Annotated in this window: 23 protein-coding genes; 12 read left to right on the top strand and 11 right to left on the bottom strand. The window is 71.5% G+C overall.

The genetic code is table 11. The features are described 5' to 3' along the window. Window positions 1-73: 73 nt before the first annotated feature. Window positions 74-1,243, bottom strand: a complete 1,170-nt coding sequence (locus ACWAT2_RS16145) for a pyridoxal phosphate-dependent aminotransferase (RefSeq protein ID WP_480049076.1) — start codon at window positions 1,241-1,243, stop codon at window positions 74-76. A gap of 33 nt (window positions 1,244-1,276) precedes the next feature. Between ACWAT2_RS16145 and ACWAT2_RS16150 the strand changes: the two genes are divergently transcribed. Genes ACWAT2_RS16150 through ACWAT2_RS16160 form a run of 3 tightly spaced genes read left to right on the top strand, consistent with a single transcriptional unit; the run spans window position 1,277 to window position 4,207 of the window. Beyond that, a complete protein-coding gene (locus ACWAT2_RS16150) occupies window positions 1,277-2,086 on the top strand; it encodes a Nif3-like dinuclear metal center hexameric protein (RefSeq protein WP_480049077.1) in 810 nt (269 codons plus the stop codon). Between the two features lie 55 nt (window positions 2,087-2,141). Then, complete coding sequence (locus ACWAT2_RS16155) at window positions 2,142-3,257, top strand: alpha/beta hydrolase (RefSeq protein ID WP_480049078.1); 1,116 nt, start codon at window positions 2,142-2,144, stop codon at window positions 3,255-3,257. Window positions 3,258-3,301: 44 nt separating this feature from the next. Continuing rightward, a complete protein-coding gene (locus ACWAT2_RS16160; protein WP_480049079.1) occupies window positions 3,302-4,207 on the top strand; it encodes an SDR family oxidoreductase in 906 nt (301 codons plus the stop codon). A 203-nt stretch (window positions 4,208-4,410) separates the two neighbouring features. Here the strand turns inward: ACWAT2_RS16160 and ACWAT2_RS16165 are convergent, their stop codons facing one another. The 3 genes from ACWAT2_RS16165 to ACWAT2_RS16175 all read right to left on the bottom strand — a co-directional run bounded on the left by ACWAT2_RS16165 (window position 4,411) and on the right by ACWAT2_RS16175 (window position 5,970). After that, entirely contained in the window at window positions 4,411-5,010 is a 600-nt protein-coding gene (locus ACWAT2_RS16165) for a hypothetical protein (protein WP_480049080.1), read from the bottom strand. Window positions 5,011-5,150: 140 nt separating this feature from the next. Continuing rightward, complete coding sequence (locus ACWAT2_RS16170) at window positions 5,151-5,645, bottom strand: DUF6328 family protein (RefSeq protein WP_480049081.1); 495 nt, start codon at window positions 5,643-5,645, stop codon at window positions 5,151-5,153. A gap of 1 nt (window position 5,646) precedes the next feature. Continuing rightward, entirely contained in the window at window positions 5,647-5,970 is a 324-nt protein-coding gene (locus tag ACWAT2_RS16175) for a hypothetical protein (protein WP_480049082.1), read from the bottom strand. Between the two features lie 136 nt (window positions 5,971-6,106). Here ACWAT2_RS16175 and ACWAT2_RS16180 point away from each other — a divergent pair, with 136 nt between their 5' ends. Genes ACWAT2_RS16180 through ACWAT2_RS16190 form a run of 3 tightly spaced genes read left to right on the top strand, consistent with a single transcriptional unit; the run spans window position 6,107 to window position 8,642 of the window. Next, complete coding sequence (locus ACWAT2_RS16180; protein ID WP_480049083.1) at window positions 6,107-6,958, top strand: ATP-binding protein; 852 nt, start codon at window positions 6,107-6,109, stop codon at window positions 6,956-6,958. Further along, window positions 6,907-7,170: a fumarylacetoacetate hydrolase family protein gene (locus ACWAT2_RS16185; protein WP_480049157.1), complete on the top strand. Its 264-nt coding sequence runs from the start codon at window positions 6,907-6,909 to the stop codon at window positions 7,168-7,170. The genes ACWAT2_RS16180 and ACWAT2_RS16185 overlap by 52 nt, the downstream gene beginning before the upstream one ends. Next, window positions 7,170-8,642: an NAD-dependent succinate-semialdehyde dehydrogenase gene (locus tag ACWAT2_RS16190; RefSeq protein WP_480049084.1), complete on the top strand. Its 1,473-nt coding sequence runs from the start codon at window positions 7,170-7,172 to the stop codon at window positions 8,640-8,642. The genes ACWAT2_RS16185 and ACWAT2_RS16190 overlap by 1 nt, the downstream gene beginning before the upstream one ends. A 203-nt stretch (window positions 8,643-8,845) precedes the next feature. Here ACWAT2_RS16190 and ACWAT2_RS16195 read toward each other — a convergent pair whose 3' ends face one another. From ACWAT2_RS16195 to ACWAT2_RS16205, 3 genes are all read right to left on the bottom strand, one after another. Further along, window positions 8,846-9,823, bottom strand: coding sequence for a hypothetical protein (locus ACWAT2_RS16195; RefSeq protein ID WP_480049085.1), 978 nt, complete (start codon window positions 9,821-9,823; stop codon window positions 8,846-8,848). A gap of 58 nt (window positions 9,824-9,881) precedes the next feature. Next, window positions 9,882-10,745 (bottom strand): CPBP family intramembrane glutamic endopeptidase, encoded by an 864-nt coding sequence (locus ACWAT2_RS16200; protein ID WP_480049086.1) that lies wholly within the window; start codon window positions 10,743-10,745, stop codon window positions 9,882-9,884. A 65-nt stretch (window positions 10,746-10,810) separates the two neighbouring features. Next, a complete protein-coding gene (locus ACWAT2_RS16205; protein ID WP_480049087.1) occupies window positions 10,811-11,452 on the bottom strand; it encodes a DUF3887 domain-containing protein in 642 nt (213 codons plus the stop codon). Between the two features lie 155 nt (window positions 11,453-11,607). On the opposite strand from ACWAT2_RS16205, the gene ACWAT2_RS16210 reads away from it, so the two are divergent. After that, window positions 11,608-12,153 (top strand): hypothetical protein, encoded by a 546-nt coding sequence (locus ACWAT2_RS16210; protein ID WP_480049088.1) that lies wholly within the window; start codon window positions 11,608-11,610, stop codon window positions 12,151-12,153. Between the two features lie 101 nt (window positions 12,154-12,254). Here ACWAT2_RS16210 and ACWAT2_RS16215 read toward each other — a convergent pair whose 3' ends face one another. Then, window positions 12,255-14,978: a pectate lyase family protein gene (locus ACWAT2_RS16215; RefSeq protein ID WP_480049089.1), complete on the bottom strand. Its 2,724-nt coding sequence runs from the start codon at window positions 14,976-14,978 to the stop codon at window positions 12,255-12,257. Between the two features lie 726 nt (window positions 14,979-15,704). Here ACWAT2_RS16215 and ACWAT2_RS16220 point away from each other — a divergent pair. From ACWAT2_RS16220 to ACWAT2_RS16235, 4 genes are all read left to right on the top strand, one after another. Then, a complete protein-coding gene (locus ACWAT2_RS16220) occupies window positions 15,705-16,520 on the top strand; it encodes a GTP pyrophosphokinase (protein ID WP_480049090.1) in 816 nt (271 codons plus the stop codon). A gap of 71 nt (window positions 16,521-16,591) precedes the next feature. Further along, window positions 16,592-17,857, top strand: a complete 1,266-nt coding sequence (locus ACWAT2_RS16225) for a threonine/serine exporter family protein (protein WP_480049091.1) — start codon at window positions 16,592-16,594, stop codon at window positions 17,855-17,857. Between the two features lie 75 nt (window positions 17,858-17,932). After that, window positions 17,933-19,360 (top strand): pectate lyase family protein, encoded by a 1,428-nt coding sequence (locus tag ACWAT2_RS16230; protein WP_480049092.1) that lies wholly within the window; start codon window positions 17,933-17,935, stop codon window positions 19,358-19,360. Between the two features lie 79 nt (window positions 19,361-19,439). Next, window positions 19,440-20,150, top strand: coding sequence for a Type 1 glutamine amidotransferase-like domain-containing protein (locus ACWAT2_RS16235; RefSeq protein WP_480049093.1), 711 nt, complete (start codon window positions 19,440-19,442; stop codon window positions 20,148-20,150). A gap of 4 nt (window positions 20,151-20,154) precedes the next feature. Here the strand turns inward: ACWAT2_RS16235 and ACWAT2_RS16240 are convergent, their stop codons facing one another. Continuing rightward, window positions 20,155-21,054, bottom strand: coding sequence for an alpha/beta fold hydrolase (locus tag ACWAT2_RS16240; protein WP_480049094.1), 900 nt, complete (start codon window positions 21,052-21,054; stop codon window positions 20,155-20,157). A 53-nt stretch (window positions 21,055-21,107) separates the two neighbouring features. Here ACWAT2_RS16240 and ACWAT2_RS16245 point away from each other — a divergent pair, with 53 nt between their 5' ends. After that, a complete protein-coding gene (locus tag ACWAT2_RS16245; protein WP_480049095.1) occupies window positions 21,108-22,007 on the top strand; it encodes an oxidoreductase in 900 nt (299 codons plus the stop codon). Window positions 22,008-22,046: 39 nt separating this feature from the next. Here the strand turns inward: ACWAT2_RS16245 and sigJ are convergent, their stop codons facing one another. Further along, on the bottom strand, window positions 22,047-22,928 hold the full coding sequence (gene sigJ / locus ACWAT2_RS16250) for an RNA polymerase sigma factor SigJ (protein ID WP_480049096.1): 882 nt from the start codon (window positions 22,926-22,928) through the stop codon (window positions 22,047-22,049). After that, a complete protein-coding gene (locus ACWAT2_RS16255) occupies window positions 22,918-23,676 on the bottom strand; it encodes an SDR family oxidoreductase (protein WP_480049097.1) in 759 nt (252 codons plus the stop codon). The genes sigJ and ACWAT2_RS16255 overlap by 11 nt, the downstream gene beginning before the upstream one ends. Between the last annotated feature and the right edge of the window lie 260 nt (window positions 23,677-23,936).

A 23,936-nucleotide genomic window follows, 5' to 3' on the forward strand; every position in this document is an offset into this window, starting at 1 on the left:
CGCTGATCCCAAGACCATCGCTGACGACATCCTCGCCTGGATCAGCCGCCGCTAGCCCATTCCGAAACAGGCCCTAGAGCCCGCCCTGCCAGGCCACGATCCGGTCCACCGCGCGCGCGACGACGTCCGGCGACGCCGCGAACGAGAGCCGCACCCAGTCGCGGCCGCGCTCCCCGTCGAAGTCGGTACCGGGTGTGATCGCGACGTCGGCCTCGGCGAGGAGCCGCGCGCAGTAGGTGACGGAGTCCATGCCGAACCGGGCGATGTTCCCGTAGAGGTAGAAGGCGCCGTCGGCCGGGGCGACGGGGCGCCATCCGAGCTCGTCGACGCGGTCGAGCAGCGCCGCGCGCGACGCCGCGTAGGCGGCGACGTTCTCGCTCGCGGCCGCGTACCCCTCGGTGGTGAAGGCGGCGACGCCGGCGTGCTGCGCGAGGGCCGGGGGAGAGAGGGCGACGTTCCCGGCCAGGGCGTCGACCGGCGCGACGAGCTCGTCCGGCAGCACGAGCCAGCCGAGCCGCCAGCCCGTCATCGCCCAGTACTTCGAGAACGAGTTCACGACGACCGCCCCGGAGTCGAGGTACTTCGCCGCCGTCGCCTGCTGGACGTCCTGGCTGTAGGCGATGCCGTGGTAGATCTCGTCGCTGATCAGCCGCACGTCGTGCTCGGCGCACCAGCCGGCCACCGCCGCCAGCTCGGACGGCGCGATCATCGTCCCGGTCGGGTTCGCGGGCGACGCCACGATCAGCCCGTCCAGCCCGCCGTCGTAGTAGGCGCCCATGAGCTGCGAGACGGTCGGCTGGTAGCGCGTCTCGGGCCCGCAGTCGAGCTCCACGACCTCGCAGCCCAGCGCGGCCAGGATGTTCTTGTACGCCGGGTAGCCCGGCCGGGCGAGCGCCACCCGGTCGCCGACGTCGAACGAGGCCAGGAACGCCAGCACGAAGCCGCCGCTCGACCCCGTCGTCACGGCGATCCGCCCCGGGTCGACCTCGACGTCGTACCAGCGCTCGTAGTGGCCGGCGATCTGGGTGCGCAGGGCGGGCACGCCCATCGCCTCGGTGTACCCGAGGTCTGCGCTGCGCAGCAGGTCGGCCGCCCGCTCGCGCACCACGTCGGAAGCCCCGGTCGACGGCTCCCCGGCGCACAGGTTGAGGACGTCGTGGCCCGCCGCTCGGCGCGCGTTCGCGGCCGCCAGGACCTCCATGACGGCGAACGGGGGCACGTGGCTGCGGCGCGACACCTTCATGTCCCCATCATGCCGCTTCGGTAGCGTGTGCCGGTGACCTCCCTGACGGCCGCCGACCTCGTCACCCGCGCCACCGCGACCCTCCTGGACGCGCCACCACGCACCGGCGGGGTGGACGGCATCGTCGCGGGCGACCCTGCCGCCGTCGTCCACGGCGTCGTCGTCACCACGCTGGCGACCATGGACGTGCTGGAGCGCGCGGTCGCCGTCGGGGCCGACGTCGTCGTCACCCACGAACCCCTCTACTACGACCACCAGGGCGACTCGATCGCCGACCTCGTCGCCGAGCGCGACCCGGTGCACGCCGCCAAGGCGGCGTTCGTCGCCGATCACGACCTCGTCGTGTGGCGGCTGCACGACGCATGGCACGACGTCCGGCCCGACGGCGTCGACGCGGGCACGGCCCGCGCGCTCGGCTGGACGCTCGATCCCGAGGCTGCGGCGGACGGCGTCGCCCTGTGCGACATCGGCCCGACGACGCTGCACGCCCTGGCCGCGCACGTCGCGCACGGCCTCGGCTCCACGCAGGCCCGGTTCGCCGGCGACCCGGACCGCACGGTGCGGCGCGTCGGCCTCGACCTGGGGTTCCGAGGGTTCGCGCGCAACCGCGCGCTGCTGCGGCGCGACGACGTCGACGCCGTCGTCGTGGGGGAGGCGCACGAGTGGGAGACGGCGTCGTACGCGACGGACGCGGCCCGCGTGCTGGGTACCGGCCTCGTCGTGGCCGGCCACCTCCCCAGCGAGCAGGCGGGGATGCGCCTGTTCGCCGAACGGCTCGCCGACGTCGTCGACGAGGTGCCCGTGACGTTCCTGGCCACCCCCGACCTGCTGCGCGGCGTCTGAGAGGTCACCGCCGCCCAGGTCGCGGCGACGCCGCGATCGACCTAGGTTCACGTGCATGGACGAGGTGCACCCCGGCGCGCAGCCCGCCACGCCGACGCCACCGGTCCCACCCACCGAGCCGCAGGCGCCCGGGCCGCCGGGCCGCTGGGTGCAGGACGTGCTGCCCGGCTACGAGCAGCAGACCCTGGAGCTGGCGTCGGACTTCGAGGGCTCCGTCGTCGCGACCCTGGTGCGCCCGGCCCCGGACACGCTGCGCCCCGACGCCGGGGTCGACCTGCTGTACGTGCACGGCTGGGTCGACTACTTCTTCCAGACCCACCTCGCGGACTTCTGGGAGAGCCTCGGCGTCCGTTTCCACGCCCTCGACCTGCGCAAGTACGGCCGGAGCCTGCGCGAGCACCACACGCCGGGCTTCGTCACCGACCTGCACACCTACGGCGAGGACATCGAGGCCGCGCTCGCCGTCCTCGGCCACGGCGAGGGGTCGACGACGGCCCGGCGCCTGATCCTCATGGGCCACTCCACGGGCGGGCTCGTCCTCAGCCTGTGGACCGCCGACAACCCCGGACGCGCCGACGGTCTCGTGCTCAACAGCCCGTGGCTGGAGTTCCAGACCCGCCGCGTGGGCCGCATGATGCTGGAGCCCACGGTCCGGGCGCAGGCGGCGCTCGCCCCGCGCCGCCACCTCGTCAACGTCGACCTCGGCTTCTACGCGCGGTCGATCTCGTCGCGGTACGAGGGCGCGTGGGACATCGACCCGGCCTGGCGGCCCGACGACGGCTGGCGCGCCACCCCGGCCTGGCTCTCGGCGATCTTCACGGGCCACGATCGCGTGGCGCGCGGGCTGCACCTCGACCTGCCGGTCCTGATGCTGCTCTCCACGCGGTCCATCGCACCGGTGCGCTGGAACCCCGACATGCTGCGCGCCGACAGCGTGCTCGACGTCGAGGGCGTGGCCCGTCGTGCCGTCGACCTCGGCCGGGTCCTCACGCTGTGCCGCGTCGAGGACGCCCTGCACGACGTCACCCTCTCGGCACCCGAGGTGCGCGACGTCGTCTGGCGGGAGATCGGCCGGTGGTTCCTGGCGTACGTCCCCCCGCCAGAACCGGAACCGGAGCCGGAGGCGCAGCGCCCGCGGCGCCCCTGGTGGCGCCGCCTCACGGGACGCTGAGGGCATCCCGGGCGCCGGCACCACCCCGCGCGTAGCGTGGGTGCATGGGACTCATCGGTGACGACCGCATCGCCGTGACCGGTGCTTCCGGGCGCCTCGGCACCCGGTTGGCGTTCCGCCTCGCCGCCGAGGGCGCACGGCAACGCCTCGTCGTCCGGGACGCGGCGCGCGCGCCCGGTCTGGGCGACGGCAGGCCGCTGCCCGAGTGCGAGGTCGCCGTCTGCGACGGCTACACAGACGCCGCCGGGATGCGCGCCGCCTTCGACGGCGTCGGCACCGTGTTCCTCGTGAGCGCCCGAGAGTCCGCGGACCGCGTGACGGAGCACGTCGCCGCCATCGACGCGGCCGTCGACGCGGGAGTCCAGCGGCTCGTGTACGTGTCGTTCGTGGGCGCCGCACCCGACGCCGTGTTCACGTTCGCCCGGGACCACTTCCACACCGAGGAGCACCTGCGGGCCTCCGGCCTGCGGTGGACGGTGCTGCGGGACAACCTCTACCACCGGGCGGTCGCGTCGTTCGTCGGTCCGGACGGCGTCATCCGCGGCCCGGCCGGGCGGGGCAGGGTCGCCTCGGTCTCGCACGACGACGTCGCCGACGTCGCGACGGCCGTCCTGCTGGACGAGCGCCCCACCCGTCACGACGGCGTCGTCTACGACGTGACAGGCCCGCAGGCCCTCACGCTGGAGGAGGTCGCCGCCCTGCTCACGACGGCGGGCGGCCGCACCATCACGTACCACGCGGAGACCGTCGAGGAGGCCTACGCCTCCCGGAAGTCGTCCGGTGCGTCGGCCGTGGAGCTCGCCGGCTGGGTGTCGTCGTACGAGGCGATCGCCGCCGGTCGGCTCGCCGGGGTGTCGTCGGACGTCGCCCGGCTGGTCGGGCGGCCGGCCCGGTCGTTCGAGCAGTGGCTCGACGACTACCCGGGGGAGTGGCAGGACCTGATCGACTGACCGGCGCGGCTAATTCCCTGGAACCGCACCGCCGTCGGGCGTAGCGTCGCCGACGAACCGAAAGGAGGTGATCCGAGAAGTGAAGACTCTTCGGACCAGTGAGGTGGTCGCGGGCTGAAGCCTGCGACCACCGGGGACCCGCGGGTTGCCGTGCCATCGTCCAGCACGGCGGGAGGCGACCGCCTCCGGCCCGCGGGTCTTCCTCAGCCCCGCTCGCAGAACGTGGCGATCGCGTTCGACGCGATGTACTCGCTCACCGGGTCGGGCGTGTCCTTGCAGTTCACGAGCCCGGTCTCGACGACCTTGAAGCTCGTCGCCGTGGCGTCCACCGGCGAGCTGCCGTCTCCGCACGACACCACGAGCGTCTCGACCGTCCGCGTCGTGTAGGAGAACTGGATGTACTTGCCCTTCGCCTTGCCGACGAGGAGCTCCTGAGGGTCCGCCAGACGGGGAGCGGAGGTCGAGCCGATCAGACCGGCGGAGGTGGCGTCGTCGATGATCGCCTGCTGCTCCGCGGTGGTGCCCTTGGCGGCCTTGACCCCGGCGTCCTCCTGGCGGTCCCACTGGTCCCGCACCTCGATGGTGCCGTCGTCGCCGACGCGGGACACGACGATCGCCGTGTACTTGTCGTCCTTGGTCGGCTCGCCGTCCGGAACCACCATCACCGAACCCTCGCAGGCGCTGGCGACGGCCGGAGCGGTGCTGGCGCTGCTCTGCGCCGAGGGCGACTCACTCCCGGCGGAACCGGGTTCGTCGGCACCCGCGCAGCCCGCGGCGAGCAGCACGACCGCACCTGCGGTCATGAGCGTACGGACGAATCGGGGGCAGCTCGCTTCATTGCGTCTCACGCGCCGCAACCTACCGGATGGAAAGCGCTTCAATCCAGGGGTTGCCGCGGTTTTCCTGGCAACGATCGTGCAACGTTCCGCCGACGGCGCCGACGTCAGTGCCGACGTCCGACCACCACCGGAAGCACCGCCCACAGGACCAGCAGCACGAACGCGACCGCACCGCCCACCACGATCCCTTCGACCCGGCCGAGCACGACGTCGAAGACCAGCATCGTCGTCGCGGACAGCGCCACCGCCAGCAGCACCAGACCCACCCGGGTGAACCGGTCACCGCCCGTGACCACCGACGTCTTCAGGTGCTTGCGGAACAGGGCTCGGTGCAGCGCGACCGGGGCGATGAACACCCCGGTGGCCGCGATGCACAGCAGCACGTCGACCAGGTAGACGGCCCGCTGGAGGTCGTCCAGCTCCGCGAAGCGGGACTGGAACGGCAGGATCAGCAGGAAACCCGTGAGGATCTGTACCCCGGTCTGCAGGACGCGAAGCTCCTGCAGCAGCTCGTTCCAGTTGCGGTCCGAGCGCTGCTCCGGGGTCTCCGGGCGCCCGTGCGAGGCACCCGCGAGCGCACCGGTCGAGTCGTCGCTCACGTCAGCTGCTGAACGGCTTGTCGGGGTCGATCGTAGAGCCCGACGTCGGTCGCTCGACCGCACCGTCCGAGGACGGCAGCTCCACCGAGCCGCCCGCCGTCGTCGAGGCGGCGCCCTGCCGGTGCACCCTCTTCACGATGGCGAGGATCGCAGCGGCCGAGACGACCATGCAGACCACGATGATCACGAAGAACACGGGCATGGAGATGACGTCGAGGGTCAGCAGCACGACGGCGGCGACGAGGATCGCGCCCTCGATCACCGCGACGGTGAGGAATCCGGTGGTGAGCGGGTTGCGCGCGTTCGACGCCGGGCTGTTCTCCATGCGTCGAGCCTAGCGACCTCAGTACAGCACTCCATGGCAGTTTCGGAGTTCAGATTCCTGGCACTCTCGCAGCTCGGGCGTCGGCAGTTTCGGAGTTCACCTCCCGGCAGTTTCGGATTTCGCCTCATCTGGCCTGATGAGCGGCTCGGACCAGCTGGTACCACGTCGGATCCTTGAGGTCGCCCTCGAACGCCACCGCGAGAGCCCCGTGCTCCTGCTGGAGGGTCCGCGCGCCGTGGGCAAGTCGACGCTGCTGCGCCAGCTGGCCACCGCGGTCGACGGGCGGATCCTGGACCTTGACGACCTCGACACCCGCGAAGCTGTCGCCCGCGACCCAGCCACGATGATCGGTGGCGACCAGGTCATCCTCATCGACGAGTACCAGCACGCCCCGATCGTGCTCGACGCCATCAAGGCGAGGCTCAACATCTCCGGGCGTCCCGGACAGTTCGTCCTGACCGGCTCCGCACGGCACGAAGCATTGCCCCGGGCGGCGCAGGCACTCACCGGCCGGCTCCAGCGGCTCCCGCTTCTGCCACTGGCACAGTCCGAGCTCGCACGAACCCGCCCCGACCTGCTCTCAAGGCTTCTGGCCGACCCGGCCTCCCTCGTCGAGTCCGCTGCCACGATCTCCTCACAGACGACGCGCGAGGAGTACGCCACCAAGGTAGCTCTCGGCGGATTCCCGCTCGCGCTCGCCGCGACGAACGACCGCGCCCGAGGACGATGGATCGATGACTACGTGCGCATCACCCTGGAACGCGACGTCCAAGAACTGTCAAGGGTCCGCCAGGCCCACGCTCTGCCACTCATCCTCGAACGCGCGGCGGGCCAGACCGCCCAGGTGCTCAACACCGCACGGATGGCGGACGCCACCGGCGTCAACGACAAGACCGCCCGTGCACCTTCGGCACGCCGTTCGACACCCACGGGCCGATCGGGCCGTGGCTCACCACAGGCGACGAGATCGCGGACCCCCTCGATCTGAGGATGCGTCTCACGGTGACCGGCGAGCCTCGCCAGGGCTGGACCACCGGCGACATGCTCTATGTGCCGCCCGGCCCGCCAGGCGATGGCCGCCGTCCTCGACGGCGACTGCCTGATCCAGTGGGACCTGCTGGCCGTGCTGACCGACCGACGTGCCTAGTCTGGTGCGTGTCGCCGCGGACGCGACGAACGCGACGAACGAAGGAGTTCTGATGAGCGAGACCCGTGAGACCGCCCTGCTGGCCTCGGTGCCGGACGGCCTGTTCGTCGGGGGTGCCTGGCGCGCGGCCACGGACGGCAGGACGCTCGGCGTCGCCGACCCGTCAACCGGCGAGACCGTCAAGCGGATCGCCGACGCCTCGGTGGCCGACGGCGTCGCCGCCCTGGACGCGGCGTGCGACGCGGCCGACGCCTGGGCCGCCACCCCGGCCCGGAAGCGCGGCGAGATCCTGCGCCGGGCGTTCGACCTGCTGCAGGAGCGGGCCGACGACGTCGCGCTGCTCATGACGATCGAGATGGGCAAGCCGCTGACGGAGGCACGCGGCGAGGTGACCTACGGCGGAGAGTTCCTGCGCTGGTTCGCCGAGGAGGCGCCGCGCATCCAGGGCCGCTACGGCGCCAACCCTGAGGGCACAGGGCGCATGGTCGTCACCCAGCACCCGGTGGGCCCGTGCTTCCTCATCACGCCGTGGAACTTCCCGCTGGCGATGGCGACCCGCAAGATCGCGCCGGCGCTGGCCGCCGGCTGCACCGTGGTGATCAAGCCCGCGTCGCTCACGCCGCTGACCACGCTGTTCCTCGCACAGATCCTCGCCGACGCCGGGCTCCCGGACGGCGTGCTCAACGTCGTCACGACGACCTCGACCGGGCCGGTCTCCGAGGCGATCCTCAGCGACCCGCGGCTGCGCAAGGTGTCGTTCACCGGCTCCACGCCGGTGGGGCAGAAGCTGCTGAAGCAGGCTGCTGACGGCGTGCTGCGCACCTCGATGGAGCTCGGCGGCAACGCCCCGTTCGTCGTCTTCGACGACGCCGACCTGGACAAGGCCGTCGACGGCGCCATCGCCGCCAAGTTCCGCAACATCGGCCAGGCCTGCACGGCGGCCAACCGGTTCATCGTGCACCGGTCCGTCGTCGAGGAGTTCACGCGGCGCGTCACCGAGCGCGTCGAGTCGTTCGCCACCGGCCGCGGCACCGAGGACGGCGTGACCATCGGCCCGCTCATCGACGACCGCGCGGTCGCCAAGGCGACCTCCCTGGTGGCCGACGCCGTCGAGCGCGGCGCCACGCTGCGCACCGGCGGCGAGGCGCTCGACCGGCCCGGCTCGTTCTTCGCCGCGACGGTGCTCGACGACGTCCGGCCGGGCAGCGAGATCCTGCGCGAAGAGATCTTCGGTCCGGTCCTGGCGATCGTCCCGTTCGACGACGAGGACGAGGCCGTGCGCCTGGCGAACGACACCGAGTACGGCCTCGTGTCCTACGTCTACACGGAGAGCCTGTCGCGCGGACAGCGCATGATCGAGCGGCTCGCCACCGGCATGATGGGGCTCAACATGGGCGTCGTGTCGAACGCCGCGGCACCCTTCGGCGGCTGGAAGATGTCCGGCCTCGGCCGCGAGGGCGGTGCCGAGGGCATCGGTGAGTACCTGCAGACGAAGTACACGTTGACGCCGGACCCGTTCGCCTGACGGTCACCTCGCCGTGCTGCTGCCCGCCATCGTCGATCGGGTCTCCGGCTCAGGCTCCGACTCCGGTTCCAGTTCCGGTTCCCGCTGAGCTGCTGGCCCCGGCAGTTCCGTGGGGGTCGGAGCCGTTCCCAGCGGTCGCGAGACGTCAGTGTGTGTCGCGAAGTCGGATCTCCCGGAGGATGGTCACGGGAAGGTGGTGCGGCCTAGTCGCGATCCCGGTGGAACTCGGCGGCGAGCTCGGCGGCACGGGGAACGGTCACGCGGAGCTCCGTGCCGTCGGAGCGACGCAGGACGAGGACGTCCCCGCCGCCCAGGAGCACCTGCGAGGAGCCTCCGCGGCTGAGGTGGATGCCCCACCCCAGCGGCCCCCACGCGGGGCGCGTGGCATCGACCTGCGCGCTGGCACCGGGTTCTCGCCGCACGGTGACGGCCCCGGGGCCCACCACGGGTCCCAGGGCGAACTCGGTCCCGGTGACCGCGACGCGCCATCGCAGCCCCACCAGCGCGACGGCTGCGCCGGCGCCTCCGAGGAAAGCCACCGGCCACCAGACGACCCCGGTCGCGCCGAGCACGACCAGGACTCCACTGGTCGCTGCCACCGCGGCGGCCAGGGGAGCGACGAAGACGTGCTCCGTCGTGGCGCTCGACGTCACCTGCGGTGGCGTGCCAGCGTGTGCGGTGGTCGGTGCAGGACGGGTCAGCAGTCCGGTCGTCGTCCCGACGACGGCACCGATCAGTGCGGCCGAGCCGAACGAGGCCAGCCCTGGGTCGGGTGCAAGCCACGGGTCGGCGACCCCCAGGGATGCCACGACGACGATCGGCAGCGCCAAGGTCACGGTGACGACCAGCGCCGCGAGAACACCGATCGTCGTTCGCCGGACCCAGGCCGTCGCGGGGCGTCCCACTGCGACGTAGCCGGCGAGGACGGCCCAGAAGGCAGCGGCCGGCAGCGCCAGGGAGGCGATCGTTGCGGGCAGCGACCGCACGGTGGTCACCTGTCCGTCCGCCCACTGGTTCGCGACCTCGCCCGGCAGCCTCGGCGCCCAGGACAGGGTGACGGCGACCATCGCCACGAGCGCACCGGCGATCGGGATCAGCAGACCCCACCAGAGCCAGGGTGAGCTGTTGGCACGGTCCTGCCCGCGGCTGGTCTTCTGGACACCGGGCTTCGAGCCGGTCACATCCGACTCCTCACGCCGAGGGGGAGGTTGCACGTTGCTTGCCACGAGCGCCAGCCTGTCATGAACTCCGGAACGCCGTCAATGAACTCTTGCGAAGTTGTCCCGTTGCTGCGAGGACGAGCACCAGGATCCCCATCACGATCCAGGTCGGCCAGCCCAGAGGACCTGCGCCGGCCAGGTCGACATCCTGGCCCGCAGCCGCCAGCAGGGTGGAGACGGAGGCTGCAGAGTTGAACGAGGCGTGCGCGAGGACCGGGGGCCAGATCGACCCCGACCGCAGCCGCAGCCAACCCAGGAGGACCCCCAGCAGCACGCACGCCACGACCATCATCAGGAGGCCGTCGACACCAGGCCGCTCGAAGTTGTACCCGAGAAGGATGAGCGGGGCATGCCAGAGGCCCCAGACGACGCCAGTGATCAGGAGGGCCGGCCACGGCCCGAGCGGCATCAGGCGCGGCAGCAGCCATCCACGCCAACCCACCTCCTCGCCGAGCGCGGCAGGAGCGCTCAGCAGCGCGTTCAACGGGATCGCCGCCAGCTGGATCGCCACCAGGGTGCCCACCGGGAGCGCCAGGCTCTCCACGCCCAAGGCCCGCACCGACTCCTGGTAGCCGCTGAAATGGGTGAGATCGAGCTGGATCTGCCCGAACAGCGCGGCGACGAACACCCCGGCGACGACGACCGCAGCCCCACCGACGAGACCGAGCAGGCTCATTCCGAGCACCCTGCGCCACGGGCGCAGCGGGACGATAGCGACGGATCGCCACAGGCTGTCCGGAGCCCTTTCGACGAGCCGCGCCACCAGCACACCGGCGGCGGGGGTGATCATGATCGCGATCAGCAGCAGCGGCGTCAGAGGGTTCGACAGGCCGCCGTCGAAGTACAGCGGCAGCGCGAACAGCCAGGCCAGCACGAAGGACACGATCAGGAACGAAGGGAGGGCCCAGCGCGCGGCCCTCGTCTGGGGAGCGGTGCGGAGCGCCGTCATCATGCGGCCCCCGCCGGGCCCTCGGTCGACGCAGGAGCGTTCAGGATGAACAGTCCCGCGATCTCGCCGGACTCGCGGAACGTCACCTTGCCCACCATCGAGCCCGCCTCGAAATCCAACGGTATGTCGATGACGTACATCCCGTTGACCCTGTGGGCGGATGCATCACCCGTCGACTCGAGCTGCCCGACCGCTGCCAGCACGCTCGCCCAGGTGTCACCGAGGGCCGCCGGGGTCATCGCCGCGCTCATCTGCTCGTCGAACTCGTCGCACACGGCCTCGACGTCGCCCTGCGCGATCTGGGAGAAGACAGACCTCGCACGGTCCACCATCTCGACAGGAACACTCTTCACCACTGGCCTCCCCGTTCTCGGATCCACCGCCTGACCGAATCTCTGGTACGCCGCCTGCCGGGAGATCCCCAGCGTCGTGCCGATCGCCTGCCAGGTCGCGCCGACGCGACGCGCGTCGTCGACGCTCGCCACGAGCAGGCGGTCCGCATCGGCCTTGACGGCGGCCGCAGCCTCGACGAGCTGCAACGCGTTGGCCTGGCTGTCCTCGCGGTGGAGGACACCGGCGAGCGCCTGCGCGCGCGCGAGCAGTGCCGTGGCGACGGAGTACGCCGATCGAGACTCGTCCATGTGTCAACCATGGGTTAACACGGCTCCCCATGTCAAGCACACCTTGACGTCGCCCTGCCGCCCGGGTGATTCCGGAACGAGCCGGTATCGCTGCCGACGACCACCGCCTCCTTCAGGGCAGACCATCGACGCTCTTTCCTGGACAGGAGGCCCCCATGCACACGAGGCAGGCGCGGAAGCAGGCGAACAACGTCCGCACCGTCGCAGCGATCGTCGTCGGCTCCGCACTGGGGGTGGCAGCCCTGCCCGCACCGGTGTCGGCGCGCGAGGCCGCGGAGCCGTGGTCCCATCAGATGCCCGACCCGGTGCCGGTCAGCTCGTTGACCGCGGGCCCCGCCGAACGGCACTGCACCGTGCGTCCCGGTCACGCGGGCTGCGTGTCCTTCGAGCCCCCGGTCGAGGGGATCGTCGTCGCCGTGCTCTACGCCGAGCCGTTCTACGGCGGTCCACGCGTCGTCGTGCATCTCGAGGGCGACGTCTCCGGCTGCACCCCGAGGACGTACGACGACGAGGGCAGCGGGGACCTCGGCGGCCCGCTGGCGACGATCCTGGACGGTGTGGGCTCGGTCGACACGTTCCACCGGTGCGACGTCCGCCTGCGCCAGGAGTACCTGGGGACGGACGGGCCTGACTCCGGATGGCTGCACCGCGAGGCGCGGGTCCACGACGGTGCGGAGACGTCCGCCTTCACGATCTCCTGAGCCGCCGGACCGCCCACGACGAGGCAGAGCCCCGGACGACCTCCAACCAGGTCGTCCGGGGCTCCGCCCGTGGGTGTTGCTATCGGATCAGCCGGTGCCTGTCAGCCGAAGTTGACCTGCAGCGTGCCGTCCGAGGCGAACGACCAGGAGAGGTCGCCCGAGTAGCTCGAGCAGCGCGAACCGTTGGTCCCGGTGTCGAACTGGTTACCGCTGCCGACGGTACCGACGGTCTTGTCGTTCGAGCCGGAGTCGCACGAGGTGTTGTTGGTGAAGACGTGCGTGCCCTCGTCGAACGAGAAGTTGCGCTCCTCGTTGCGGACGGAGACGTTGCCGGACATCGTGATCGAGCCGGGGTTCGAGTTGAACGTGAACCCGTGCTTGCCGTTGTCCACCGCGTAGGAGTTCTTCACGACGTGGTTGACCTTGATGTCCTCGCCACCGAGCTTGAACCCGTTCTTGTCACCGTTGCCGGCCTGGCCGCCGTTCGACAGCGTGCCGTTCTCGTAGGCGAGCGAGTTCTCGATCGTCACCGGGCCGATGGCACCGGTGTCGGACTTCGTGTACAGGTCCCAGCCGTCGTCGATGTTGTTGTGCGAGACGGTGTTGCGGAACACGTTCCCCGGCCCGACGGTGAGCTTCGCGGCGAAGCCGTCAGCGTCTTCGCCGTCCGAGTCGACGTTGTCGTGCGACTCGGAGGAGACGACGAGGTTGTTCGACGGCCACTCGCTGGACGGAGCCCCGGCGACGAGACGCGCGATCTGCAGACCGGTGTCCGCGTTGTGCCGGGTCACGACCCGCTCGATGATGTTGTTGTCGCCACCCAGCAGGATGCCGTTGTCACCAGCGTGCTCGACGATGATGTCGCGGACGTGCCACCAGTCACCGCCGATGGCGAGACCACGGTTGGCGGAGTTCTCGGCCTGGGCCGAGAAGTTGAGCACGGGCTTCTGGCTGGGCGACGCCGCGGCGAGCAGCGTGCGCTTGCTCGACAAGCCGTTGTTGCCCGGCTGGATGGTGATGGTGCTCGACAGGTTGTACGTGCCGCTCTTGAGCAGGATCTGGCCGCCCGGCTTGACGCGGGTGATCGCCGAGGCGAGCGTCGTGGGAGCGGCCTCGGTGCCGGCCGCGCTGGCGGAGCCGTTCGTCGCGACGTAGAGCGTGTCAGCGGAGGGCTGCTCGGTCGGGTCCGGCGTCGGCTCCTCGGTGGGCTCCTCCGTCGGCTCCGGCGTCGGGGTGGGGTTGGTGGTCGAGCCACCGGCGTAGGTCTCGAACTCGGCGACGCGCGGGGTGCCGGACGAGCTCGTGATCTCGAAGTTGATCTTCTTCAGCGAGGTGGCGGCGAACGACGCCGTGCCCGCCGTGGTGCCGGTGGCCAGGGTGGCCCCGGTGTCGTTGTTCGTGAGCTTCCAGCCGCGGATGTTGCCGACCGCGCCGGAGGCCTCACGGATGACGACGGACGACACCGTGGTGGCGGAGCTCCACTTGACGGACACGCGGCCCGTCGAGCTGCTGGGCGACCAGTAGGTGCTCGCGTTGCCGTCGATGACGTTGCCGTAGCCGGTCCCGCTGGCCTTGCCCGAGCCGTCAGCGCCCGCGCCGAGCGACAGGTTGGTCCCGCTGGGCTGGCCCGTCGGGTCCGGCGTCGGCTCCTCGGTCGGCTCCTCCGTAGGCTCCTCGGTCGGCTCCTCCGTGGGCCCGGTGGTCGGGTCCGGCGTCGTCGGCGTGCACGAGCCGTCCGACACCTTCATGCCCTTGTTCGCACCGGCCGTGGCGGCCACGACCGACGGGACGCAGTTCGCGGCGTCGGGCGAGTACGAGTAGGGGATGGAGACGGACGTCGTCGAGACCGGGTTGGGGCCTGCGGGCTGGTTGTCGCCGCTCTTCGCCGACCAGGTGATGTTGTCGAAGATGTTGCCGTCGACCTCCCAGGTGCCCGCCTGGTCGGTGTAGAACGTGCCGAGCACGTCCTTCGAGTCCTCGAAGTAGTTGTCCTCGACCTTGGCCTTGGCCCCGGCGCGGGAGTTGATGCCCGACTCGTTGAGGTTCACGTAGTGGTTGTTGTACATGTGCGCGACGCCGCCGCGGAGCAGCGGGGTGCGCGAGTCGAGGTTCGAGTACAGGTTGTGGTGGAACGTGACGAACCCGTTGGCGCGGTCCGACTCGCTGGAGCCGATGAGGCCACCACGGCCCGAGTTCTTCAGCGTCGAGTACGACAGGGTCACGTACTTGACGTCGGCCTTCATGTCGAAGAGGCCGTCGAAGCCTGCCGACTCGCCACCCGAGGCCTCGAGCGACACGTGGTCGACCCACACGTTGCGGACGCCGGACTCCATGCCGATCGCGTCGCCGCCGTTGGAGGTCGGGGAACCCGACTTCTTGACGTTCTTGACCGTCACGTTCTGGATGATGATGTTCTCGGCCTCACGGATGTGGATGCCGAGCTGGTCGAACGTGGCACCGCTGCCGACGCCGACGATCGAGACGTTGCTGACCTGCTTGAGCTCGATGACACCGTCAGCGGTGTTGCACGAGTCTCCGGACACCTTGGAGGTGTTGCCGTGGTTGATGGTGCCCGAGACCTCGATGATGATCGGGGTGTCGTCGGCGGCGCGGTTGCACAGCGCCTCGTGGATCTGCGTGCCGGTCGTGGCGCGCACCGTCTGGCCGCCCTCGCCACCGGTGGTGCCGCCGTTCTGGGTGGCGAACCCCGTGGCGTCTCCCGTCACGCTGGCCGAGGCCGGCATGAGGGCCGTGATGCCGATCGCGCCCGCGACGGCCACGGAGGCACCTGCCGCGAAGAGCTTGGCTGCGACTGGACGTTTCATCGTCGTCTCACCTTCGTCGTTGAACTTCGGGTCATAGCTTCGATGCGATCCGAAGGTGCGTGACGGTGGGTTCCCCGCCCGGCTCGGCGGCGGCCCGCTGGGTGCGGGCGTCCACGTCGTCGTGCACGCTCCGGTTCGCGGTCGGTCGCATCCGTGCCGTCGATTCAACGGCACGGGCCACGCCCGCACCGCGTCACCGACGACGTCGCCCCGAGCATGTCCCGCTCCGACGTTGGAGCAGGCACCCAGATGGACCCATCACCGTGAGATACCGGTTTCTCGATCCTAGAGAGCGGTTTCCCGGTAAAGCAAGACCCAGTTTGGTGATTCTCTGATGGGGATACCTTGACCTCTGCCAGATTGTTCATCGACCATCGCTTCACGCCAAGCGCTCGCCGGCCTTGCCGCAGGGTCCGCCCGAGGTCGGCACCGGCTGGCGGTTCTCGCAGGTCAGGGTGCATGCGGAGGCGGCACAGAACCGTCCGGTGGCAACGCCGTCGCGCTTCGTCAAGGACGATGGATGGGCTGCCCTTGAACTGGTGGCGCTCAGGTCACGAACAGGAAACGGCTCTCCGCAGACTTCACGCAGCAGACACGTCACCATCACGCCATCTCCACATACGAAACCATTCAGTCGGGTGGTCTCCTCCGTCCCAGGTGCGGCCCGGCCCGGCACGCGCGATCACCCCCCGGAACGACGTCGACCGGCGTAGCGTTTGACGAGGCATGAGCAGTCAGGGGGCCCCGGTGGACGACGGCACGGCGCACGACCCGACGGACGCGGACCCGGTCGACAGCGAGCAGGAGCTCGTCGCCTGGCTGCGCACCGACGCGGGCCGCGACATGCTGCCGGCGTCGGTCGCGGGCAACGCCGAGTTCCTCGCCCGGTTCCGCGACCTGCGCGACCAGTTCCAGCACCTGAAGATGCTGTACGAGTTCGGCATCGCCGAGGTGTCGACCAAGATCGACATCCTGCGCCAGGAGTTCGAGAGCGTCTACGACTACAGCCCGATCGAGCACGTGCGGAGCCGGCTGAAGTCTCCCGAGAGCCTGGTCACCAAGGCGCTGCGCCAGGGCACCGAGCTCACCGTCCCGGCGATCCGGGCCGAGATCCGCGACATCGCGGGCATCCGCATCACCTGCAGCTTCGTCTCCGACGCGTACTGGATCGCGGAGATGCTCAGCACGCAGGCCGACCTGCGGCTGCTCACCACCAAGGACTACATCGAAAGCCCCAAGCCCAGCGGCTACCGGTCGCTGCACCTCATCGTCGAGGTGCCGGTGTTCCTGTCCCGCACCGTCGAGCACGTGCCCGTCGAGCTCCAGATCCGCACGATCGCGATGGACTTCTGGGCCAGCATGGAGCACAAGCTCCACTACAAGTACCGCACGGAGATCCCGCCCCACATCGCCGCGGAGATCGACGACGCCGCGCGGGTCGCGGCCGAGCTCGACGAGCGGATGGGACGCCTGCGTGACGAGGTGCGGCCGTCCCCGCAGCACGGCACGGAGGGGAGCGGGACGTCGTCGGGCAAGGCCTGACGCCCACCCCCCCTCGGCGCGCCGGCCCGCGCCGCCGCGCGCTCCGGTGCGCGCGCCGCGAGGATGGACCCGTGCCCACGGCCCCCGACGACGCCGAGACAGAGCTCATCCGACGCTCCGGCGTCGCGCTGCGTGTCGGCACGCTGTCGCTGTCCGCGGGGACCGGCTCGTACCGGGTCAAGGCGTCGATGGCCCGCACGGCCCGCGCCCTGGGGATCGACGCGCACCGGGCGCACGTCACGCTGACCGAGATCACCGCGACGTCGCACCAGCAGAACAGCTTCCGCACCGAGGTGACGGAGGTGCGCTCGGTCGGGATCGACGCGAACCGGCTGTGCGCCCTGGAGCGGTTCGCGCAGGACGTCGAGGCCCGCGCGCCGGTGACCGTCGAGGACGCCACGCGCGAGCTCGACCGGATCCAGGCCACGCCTCCGCTGTACCCGACGCCGTTGAACGCGCTGTGGGCGGCGATCGCCTGCGCGGCCTTCGCGTTCCTCAACAACGGCGGTGTGGTGGAGCTCGTCGGGGTCTTCTTCGCGGCGGGCGCCGGCCAGCTCCTGCGTCGCACGCTCGTGCACCGGGGCTGGAACCAGTTCGGGGTGACGATGCTCGCCGCCGCGCTCGCGAGCCTCACCTACGTGCTGTTCCTGGAGCTGCTCGGGGCGTTCGGGGGAGCGGCCACGAGCCACGAGGCCGGCTACGTGTCGGCCGTGCTGTTCCTGGTGCCGGGGTTCCCGTTGGTCACGGGCGCGCTCGACCTCGCCAAGCTCGACTTCTCGGCCGGTCTGGCCCGCCTGTCGTACGCGCTGATGATCCTCACGTCGGCGGCGCTGGCGCTGTGGGCCGTGTCGATGGCGGTCGGCCTGACGCCGGTGCCGGAGTCTCCCGCCGAGCTGGACCCTGGGTTGCTGCTGGGGTTGCGGCTGCTCGCAAGCTTCCTCGGGGTGCTCGGCTTCGCGCTCATGTTCAACAGCCCGTGGTCGATGGCGTTGACGGCGGCCGCGATCGGCATGGTCGCGAACGGGGGACGCCTGTGGCTCGTCGACGCCGACGTCGCACCGCAGGTTGCCGCCGCGGCGGCCGCGCTGGTCGTCGGCCTGCTCGCCGCCGTCGTCGCCCCGCGGATGAACGTGCCACGGGTGACCGTCTCGGTGCCCGCCGTCGTCATCATGGTGCCGGGCGCGACGGCGTTCCGGTCGATCTACTACCTGTCGAACGGGGAGACGACGCAGGCTCTCGCCTATGCCGTGGAGGCCGGGCTGGTCGTGGCGGCGCTGGCCATCGGTCTCGCGGTGGCGCGCATGCTCACCGACCGGGAGTGGGGCTTCGAGCGCTGACGGGCGCCGCCTTGACACCGCGGAGGCATGTCGTAAGGTCGGGAAACCGCTTTCTCAATGATGAGGAGAATGTTCGTGACCCTGGTTCGAACCGATTCATACCGCGGCTCCCGACGTCGTCGTCTGGCCGTCGCCACCACCGCCCTGACGCTTGCCGCCCTGGTCGCCCCGCTCGGTTCGGCGCAGGCCGCCGACGCGACCCCCTCGACGACCGGCCTGTTCACCGGCCTGCCGGGTATCGCCTCCCAGGCCGCACCCACCGGCTGGGCGACGGCGAACGGCGGGACCGACGGCGGCGCCGGCGCCCCGGCGTCGAGCACCTACGTCGTGAGCACCCGCGCCGAGCTGCTGGCCGCGCTCGACAACGGCGGCCAGCGCACCGCCCCCAAGATCATCTACGTCGACGGCGTCATCGACGGCAACGAGCGCGCCGACGGCACCCTGATGGGGGAGCAGGACTACGCGCCCGGCTACGACATCCAGAAGTACCTGAGCTGCTTCACCGAGGCGGGCTGGAGCGACCAGACCCACGACTACTGCGGCGACCAGCGTCGCAAGCGCCAGACCGGCAGCAACAACATGAAGCGCCAGATCGAGCTCTCGGTGCCCAGCGAGACGACGATCCTCGGCCTCGGGAAGAACGCCGAGATCCGCGGCGCCACCGTCATGCTGCACCTCGCGCACGACGTCGTGATCCGCAACCTCACCGTGGAGGCGCCGCGCGACTTCTTCACGAGCTGGGACCCCTGGGACGGCGAGAAGGGCGCCTGGAACGCCCGGTTCGACGCCGTCTCGTCCGTGACCAGCACGAACATCTGGCTCGACCACGTGCGTCTCACCGACGGCCGCTTCCCCGACAGCTCCGCACCGATCGGCCCGAGCGACAAGCCCGTCAACTTCCACGACGGCCTGTTCGACATCAAGGACGGCACCGACTTCGTGACGCTGTCGAACAGCCGCGTCGAGAACCACGACAAAGCCATGCTCTTCGGTTCCGGCGACGGCAACTGGGACACCGACCGCGGCAAGCTGCGCGCCACGATCGTGCGCAACTACTTCGACGGCGTCACCCAGCGCTCCCCGCGCGTGCGCTTCGGGCAGGTGCACGTCGTCAACAACTACTTCCGGGCCGACGTCGAGGACGCGGTCTCGCCGATCCGCCCCGGTGCCGGGTACTTCATCGGTGTCGGCGTCGAGTCGCAGGTGGTCTCCGAACGGAACGTCTTCGAGTACGTCGGCCCAGGTGCCGACGCGTCGATCGCGGTCTCGGGATTCGGCGGCGCCTTCGTCGACGAGGGTTCCTGGTTCGGCACCCGACCCGTCGACCTGAGCGCGACGCTGCCCGCCGACATCACCTGGGGCGTGTCCTGGGACCCGGCGGACGTCTACGACTACCGGGCGCTGCGCACGCCGTGGACGGTCAAGGCCTACGGCGCGCACCTCACCGGTCCGGGCATCCTGCCCGTCCGGGCACCACGGGGTGCGGTGACGCCGGTCGGGTGAGCGCTGCGGCCGGCCGGGTCCGCTCCCCCCCGGCCGGCCGTGCCATCGGCGTCCCTGCTCGCGTGCGAGGATGCCGACCATGATCGGAACGGTCGTGGCACTCGGCGGTGGCGGTTTCTCCATGTCCGACGACGGCTCGTCGGCGATCGACGACCACATCCTGTCGCTGACCGGCAAGGACGCCCCGCGGGTGTGCTTCGTCCCGACCGCGAGCGGCGACGCCGTCGGCTACGGCGAGCGGTTCCGTGCCGCGTTCGACGGCCGCGCCACCACCTCGGTGCTGTCCCTCTTCGGCAACGAGGAGGGCGGCTGGACCGACCCGGCGATGCTGCTCGACCAGGACGTCGTCTACGTCGGGGGAGGGTCGACGGCGAACCTGCTCGCACTGTGGCGTCTGCACGGGGTGCCCGACCTGCTGCGCGAGGCCGCCGCTGCGGGGACGGTGCTGGCGGGGATCAGCGCCGGCATGAACTGCTGGTTCACCGGGTCGTCCACCGACTCCTTCGGCCCGCTGGCCCCGCTGCGCGACGGCCTCGGCTTCGTCGCTGCCAGCGCCTGCCCCCACTACCTGGGCGAGCCGGGACGGCGTGAGCTCTACCAACGCTGGGTGGGCGAGGGCGTGCTCGACGCCGGGTACGCCGCCGACGACTTCACCGCCGTCGTGCTGCGTGACGGCGAGCTCGTGGAGGCGGTCGCCGAGCGACCGGACCGGCCGGTGTTCCATGTCGAACGACTGCCGGACGGCGGCGCCGTCGAGCGCGCGCTGCCGGTGCGGCTGCTCATGGCCTGAGGCGTCAACGGCCGTCGGCGGACGCCAGGTGCCGGTCGAGCGCCGGGAGCAGCACGTCCCACGACTCCGGCGGGGGCACCTGGTGCCCGACGCCGTCGAGGACGAGCAGCCTCGCGCCCGGGATCGCCTCGGCGAGCGCCGTGCCGTGCCCAGGAAACAGCGGGTCGTGCGCGCCGTGCACGACGAGGGTCGGTGCGCCGACGTCGTCCAGCGTGCCCCGGAGCGGCTCGCCCGCGGGCGCCTGGAGGTGGTTGTCCCCGGCGCCGGCGTCCCTCGACCGGGCCACGGCCCGGCGCGCGACCGCCCGGGTGCGCTCGACGTCGAACCACCCGCGGCCGGTCAGGGCGCGGTCCGCGGCGACGAGGGACTCGACCAGCGCGTCCGGGTCGTCAGGGTCCGGTCCGTCGCCCGACCACAGTCCGCTCAGCTCGTCCGACGGCGGGGCCAGCGGAGCGGCGTCGGGCGCGGCGACGGCGCGGGTCGTGGCGACGAGGGTCAGGGACGCGACGTGGTGCGGGTGGTCGATCGCGAGCTCCTGGGCGATCCCTCCGCCCATCGAGAGGCCGACGAGGTGCGCCGCGGTGACGCCGAGGGCGTCCAGGACCCGCAGCGGGTCCTGGGTGAGGTCACGACCGGTGTAGTCGGGCGCACCGCGCGGCGACGTCGTCGAGCGCCCCGTGTCGCGGTGGTCGTAGCGCACCACCTGCCGCCCCTGGGCGGCCAGGGCCAGGCACAGGTCCACGGGCCACCAGTCCATCGACGACGCCGCTCCGGCGAGCAGCAGCACCACCGGGGCGTCGTCGGGCCCGACCGCCTGGAAGCACAGCCGGACGCCGTCCGACGTCGTGAAGCGCTCGGGTCCGAGCGCCTCGCCGTCAGCGGGCCCGGGACGGCCGCCAGTCATAGGGCCAGGTTAGGCGTACCGGCTTCCCGGCGCCCAGCGGTTACGTTGGGGCGATGGCAGCCTTCACCACGTCCGACATCCCGTCCCTGACCGGCCGCACGGCGGTGGTGACCGGCGCCAACAGCGGCCTCGGCCGTGTCACCGCACACGCTCTTGCCGCGAAGGGCGCGCGCGTCGTGCTCGCCGTGCGCGACGTCGACAAGGGGCGCGACGCTGCCGCCGCCATGACCGGTGACGTCGACGTCCGTGCGCTCGACCTGGCGGACCTCGCCTCCGTGCGCGCCTTCGCCCAGGACCTCACCGAGCCCGTCGACCTCCTCGTCAACAACGCCGGCGTCATGATCCCGCCCCCGACCCGCACCGCCGACGGCTTCGAGCTCCAGCTCGGTACCAACCACCTGGGGCACTTCGCGCTGACGAACCTGCTCCTGCCGCAGGTCCGCGACCGTGTCGTCACCGTGTCGTCCAACGCGCACCGGAGCGGGGTCATCGACTTCGACGACCTGTCCTGGGAACGCAAGGCGTACCGGGCGATGCCGGCGTACGCGCAGTCCAAGCTCGCCAACCTGCTGTTCACCAGCGAGCTGCAGCGCCGCCTGGACGACGCCGGTTCCCCGGTCAGGGCCCTCGCCGCGCACCCCGGCCTGGCGGCGACGAACCTGTTCCGCGCGGACGGGAGGCACCCGCTGGTCCAGCGTGCGGCGTCGGCGGTCGTGGCCCTGTTCGCCCAGGACGACGCCGCGGGCGCCCTGCCGACGCTCTATGCCGCCGTGGCCGACGTCCCCGGCGACAGCTATGTCGGCCCGAAGGGCTTCCAGGAGTTCCGTGGGGCACCGGGTCTCGTCGACCGGGCGCCGCAGGCGCGGGACGCGGACGTGGCCGCACGCCTGTGGGACGTCTCCGAGCAGCTGACCGGTGCGACGTTCCCGCGCGAACGGATCGCCGCGGCCTGAGCGGCCCGACGGCGGCGCTCGGCCGCCTCGCGGCGACGCTCACAGTCGCTGAGGCGGCGACGCCCAGTCGCTGAGCTTGTCGGGCGCCAGCACGATGTCGACCCGCGCGACCAGGCCGGCGTCGACGGTGAAGGCGATGACGAACACGCACTGCCCGTCCGCGCGGCCGACCAGCCCCAGGTCGCCGTTCACGGGAGCAAGGTCGAACACGATCGAGCCCTGCTTGCGGCCGAGCCCCACCATGAACCGCCCGACGTGGTCGGGGCCGAACACCGGCCGACGGGCCGCGCTGACCACGCCGCCCCCGTCGCTGGTCAGGACGACGTCCGGGTCGAGGACCGCGACCAGACCCGCGAGGTCGCCGCCCGCCACGGCTGTCACGAAGGCCGTGACGACCCGGTCGTGCGTGTCCTGGTCGACCTCGATGCGCGGCCTGTCCTCGGCGATCTGACGCCGTGCCCTGCTCGCGAGCTGTCGCACTGCCGCGGGCGACCGCCCCACGACACGACCGACGTCGTCGAAGGGGAAGTCGAAGAGGTCGTGCAGCACCCACGACGTGCGCTCGGCCGGGGTGAGCTGTTCGAGCACGACCAGCAGCGCGTAGCGCACCGTGTCGTCGAGGGTCGCCCGGTCAGCCGGGCCGGGCTCCTGCACCTGCGGCTCCGGCAGCCACGGGCCCACGTACGCCTCGCGGCGCACGCGCGCCGATCGCAGGACGTCGATCGCGGCGCGCGACACCGCCACCGTCGACCACCCGAGGACGTCACGCACTGGATCGCGGGCGTCCGCGTCGACGAGTCGCAACCAGGTGTCGGCGACGACGTCCTCGGCCTCGACGCGGCTGCCCAGGATCGCGTACGCGACGCGCACGAGCCGGGGTCGGTGCGCGTCGAACTGCACCGCGAGGTCCTCAGCGCTCATCCGCGCCGCCGTCCAACCAGTCCGCGAACGTCGTCCGGCCCAGGACGGCGGTCGGGTCGCCCGACGCGGTCAACGATCCGTCCCGCATGCCGCGCCCGGCCGCACCCGGCAGCGGGACGGGGACGACGCGACGTCCGAGGCCGCGAGCCTGGGAGAGCTGCCGCGCGAGGTCGTGCATCAGGTGCACCTCCGGGCCGGCGAGGTCCGCGACCCGGCCCGACGGGCCCTGCTCGGCCAACGAGACCAGGGCCTCGGCGACCTCTCTGGCCGCGACCGGCTGCGACCGCATCCGGGGGACCACCGAGAACGGCCCGACCCGGGCGAAGCTCAGCGCCTGCTCGGAGAACTCGTGGAACTGTGCGGCCCGCAGCAGGCTCCACGGCTGGTCTGACTCGGCGAGGACCCGCTCCTGCAGCACCTTGCCGAGGTAGTAGCCCCACGGGACGTGGTCGATGCCGATGATCGACAGCGCCACATGGTGCCCCACCCCGACGTTGCGCTCGGCCGCCAGCAGCGTCCGGGTCACCGTGCCGAAGAACGCCTCCGAGTCCTCCTGCTTCGTGGCGGGGGCGTTGGCGACGTCGATCACGGCGTCGACGCCGGTCAGCCGCTCGGCGAGCCCGCCGCCCGTCGTGAGGTCCACCCCCGACGACCGCGTCAACGGCACGACGTCGTGGCCCCGCTCGCCCGCCACGTCGACGACGTGACGCCCGACGGTGCCCGTCGCTCCCGCGACAGCGATCCGCATAGGACTCATCTTCTCGTGCATGTTCGTGTCCATGCAGGGTGGACGAGGCAGCGCCCGCCGATGTGACATCCCCCAGGGGCCCCCGGCCCCCCGGCCCCGCGACCCCGCCCCCCGGCCCCCGGCCCCCGGCCCCCGGCCACGCGACCCCCGCCGGTGGTTCTGATCGCTTTCACTCTCAGGCTCATAGTGAAAGCGATCAGAACCACCGGCAGGCCGGGGGGGAGCGGGAGGTGGGGGCCGGCCGGGGGGGGCCGGCCGGG

It is taken from the genome of Isoptericola sp. GX10416 (assembly GCF_056590155.1).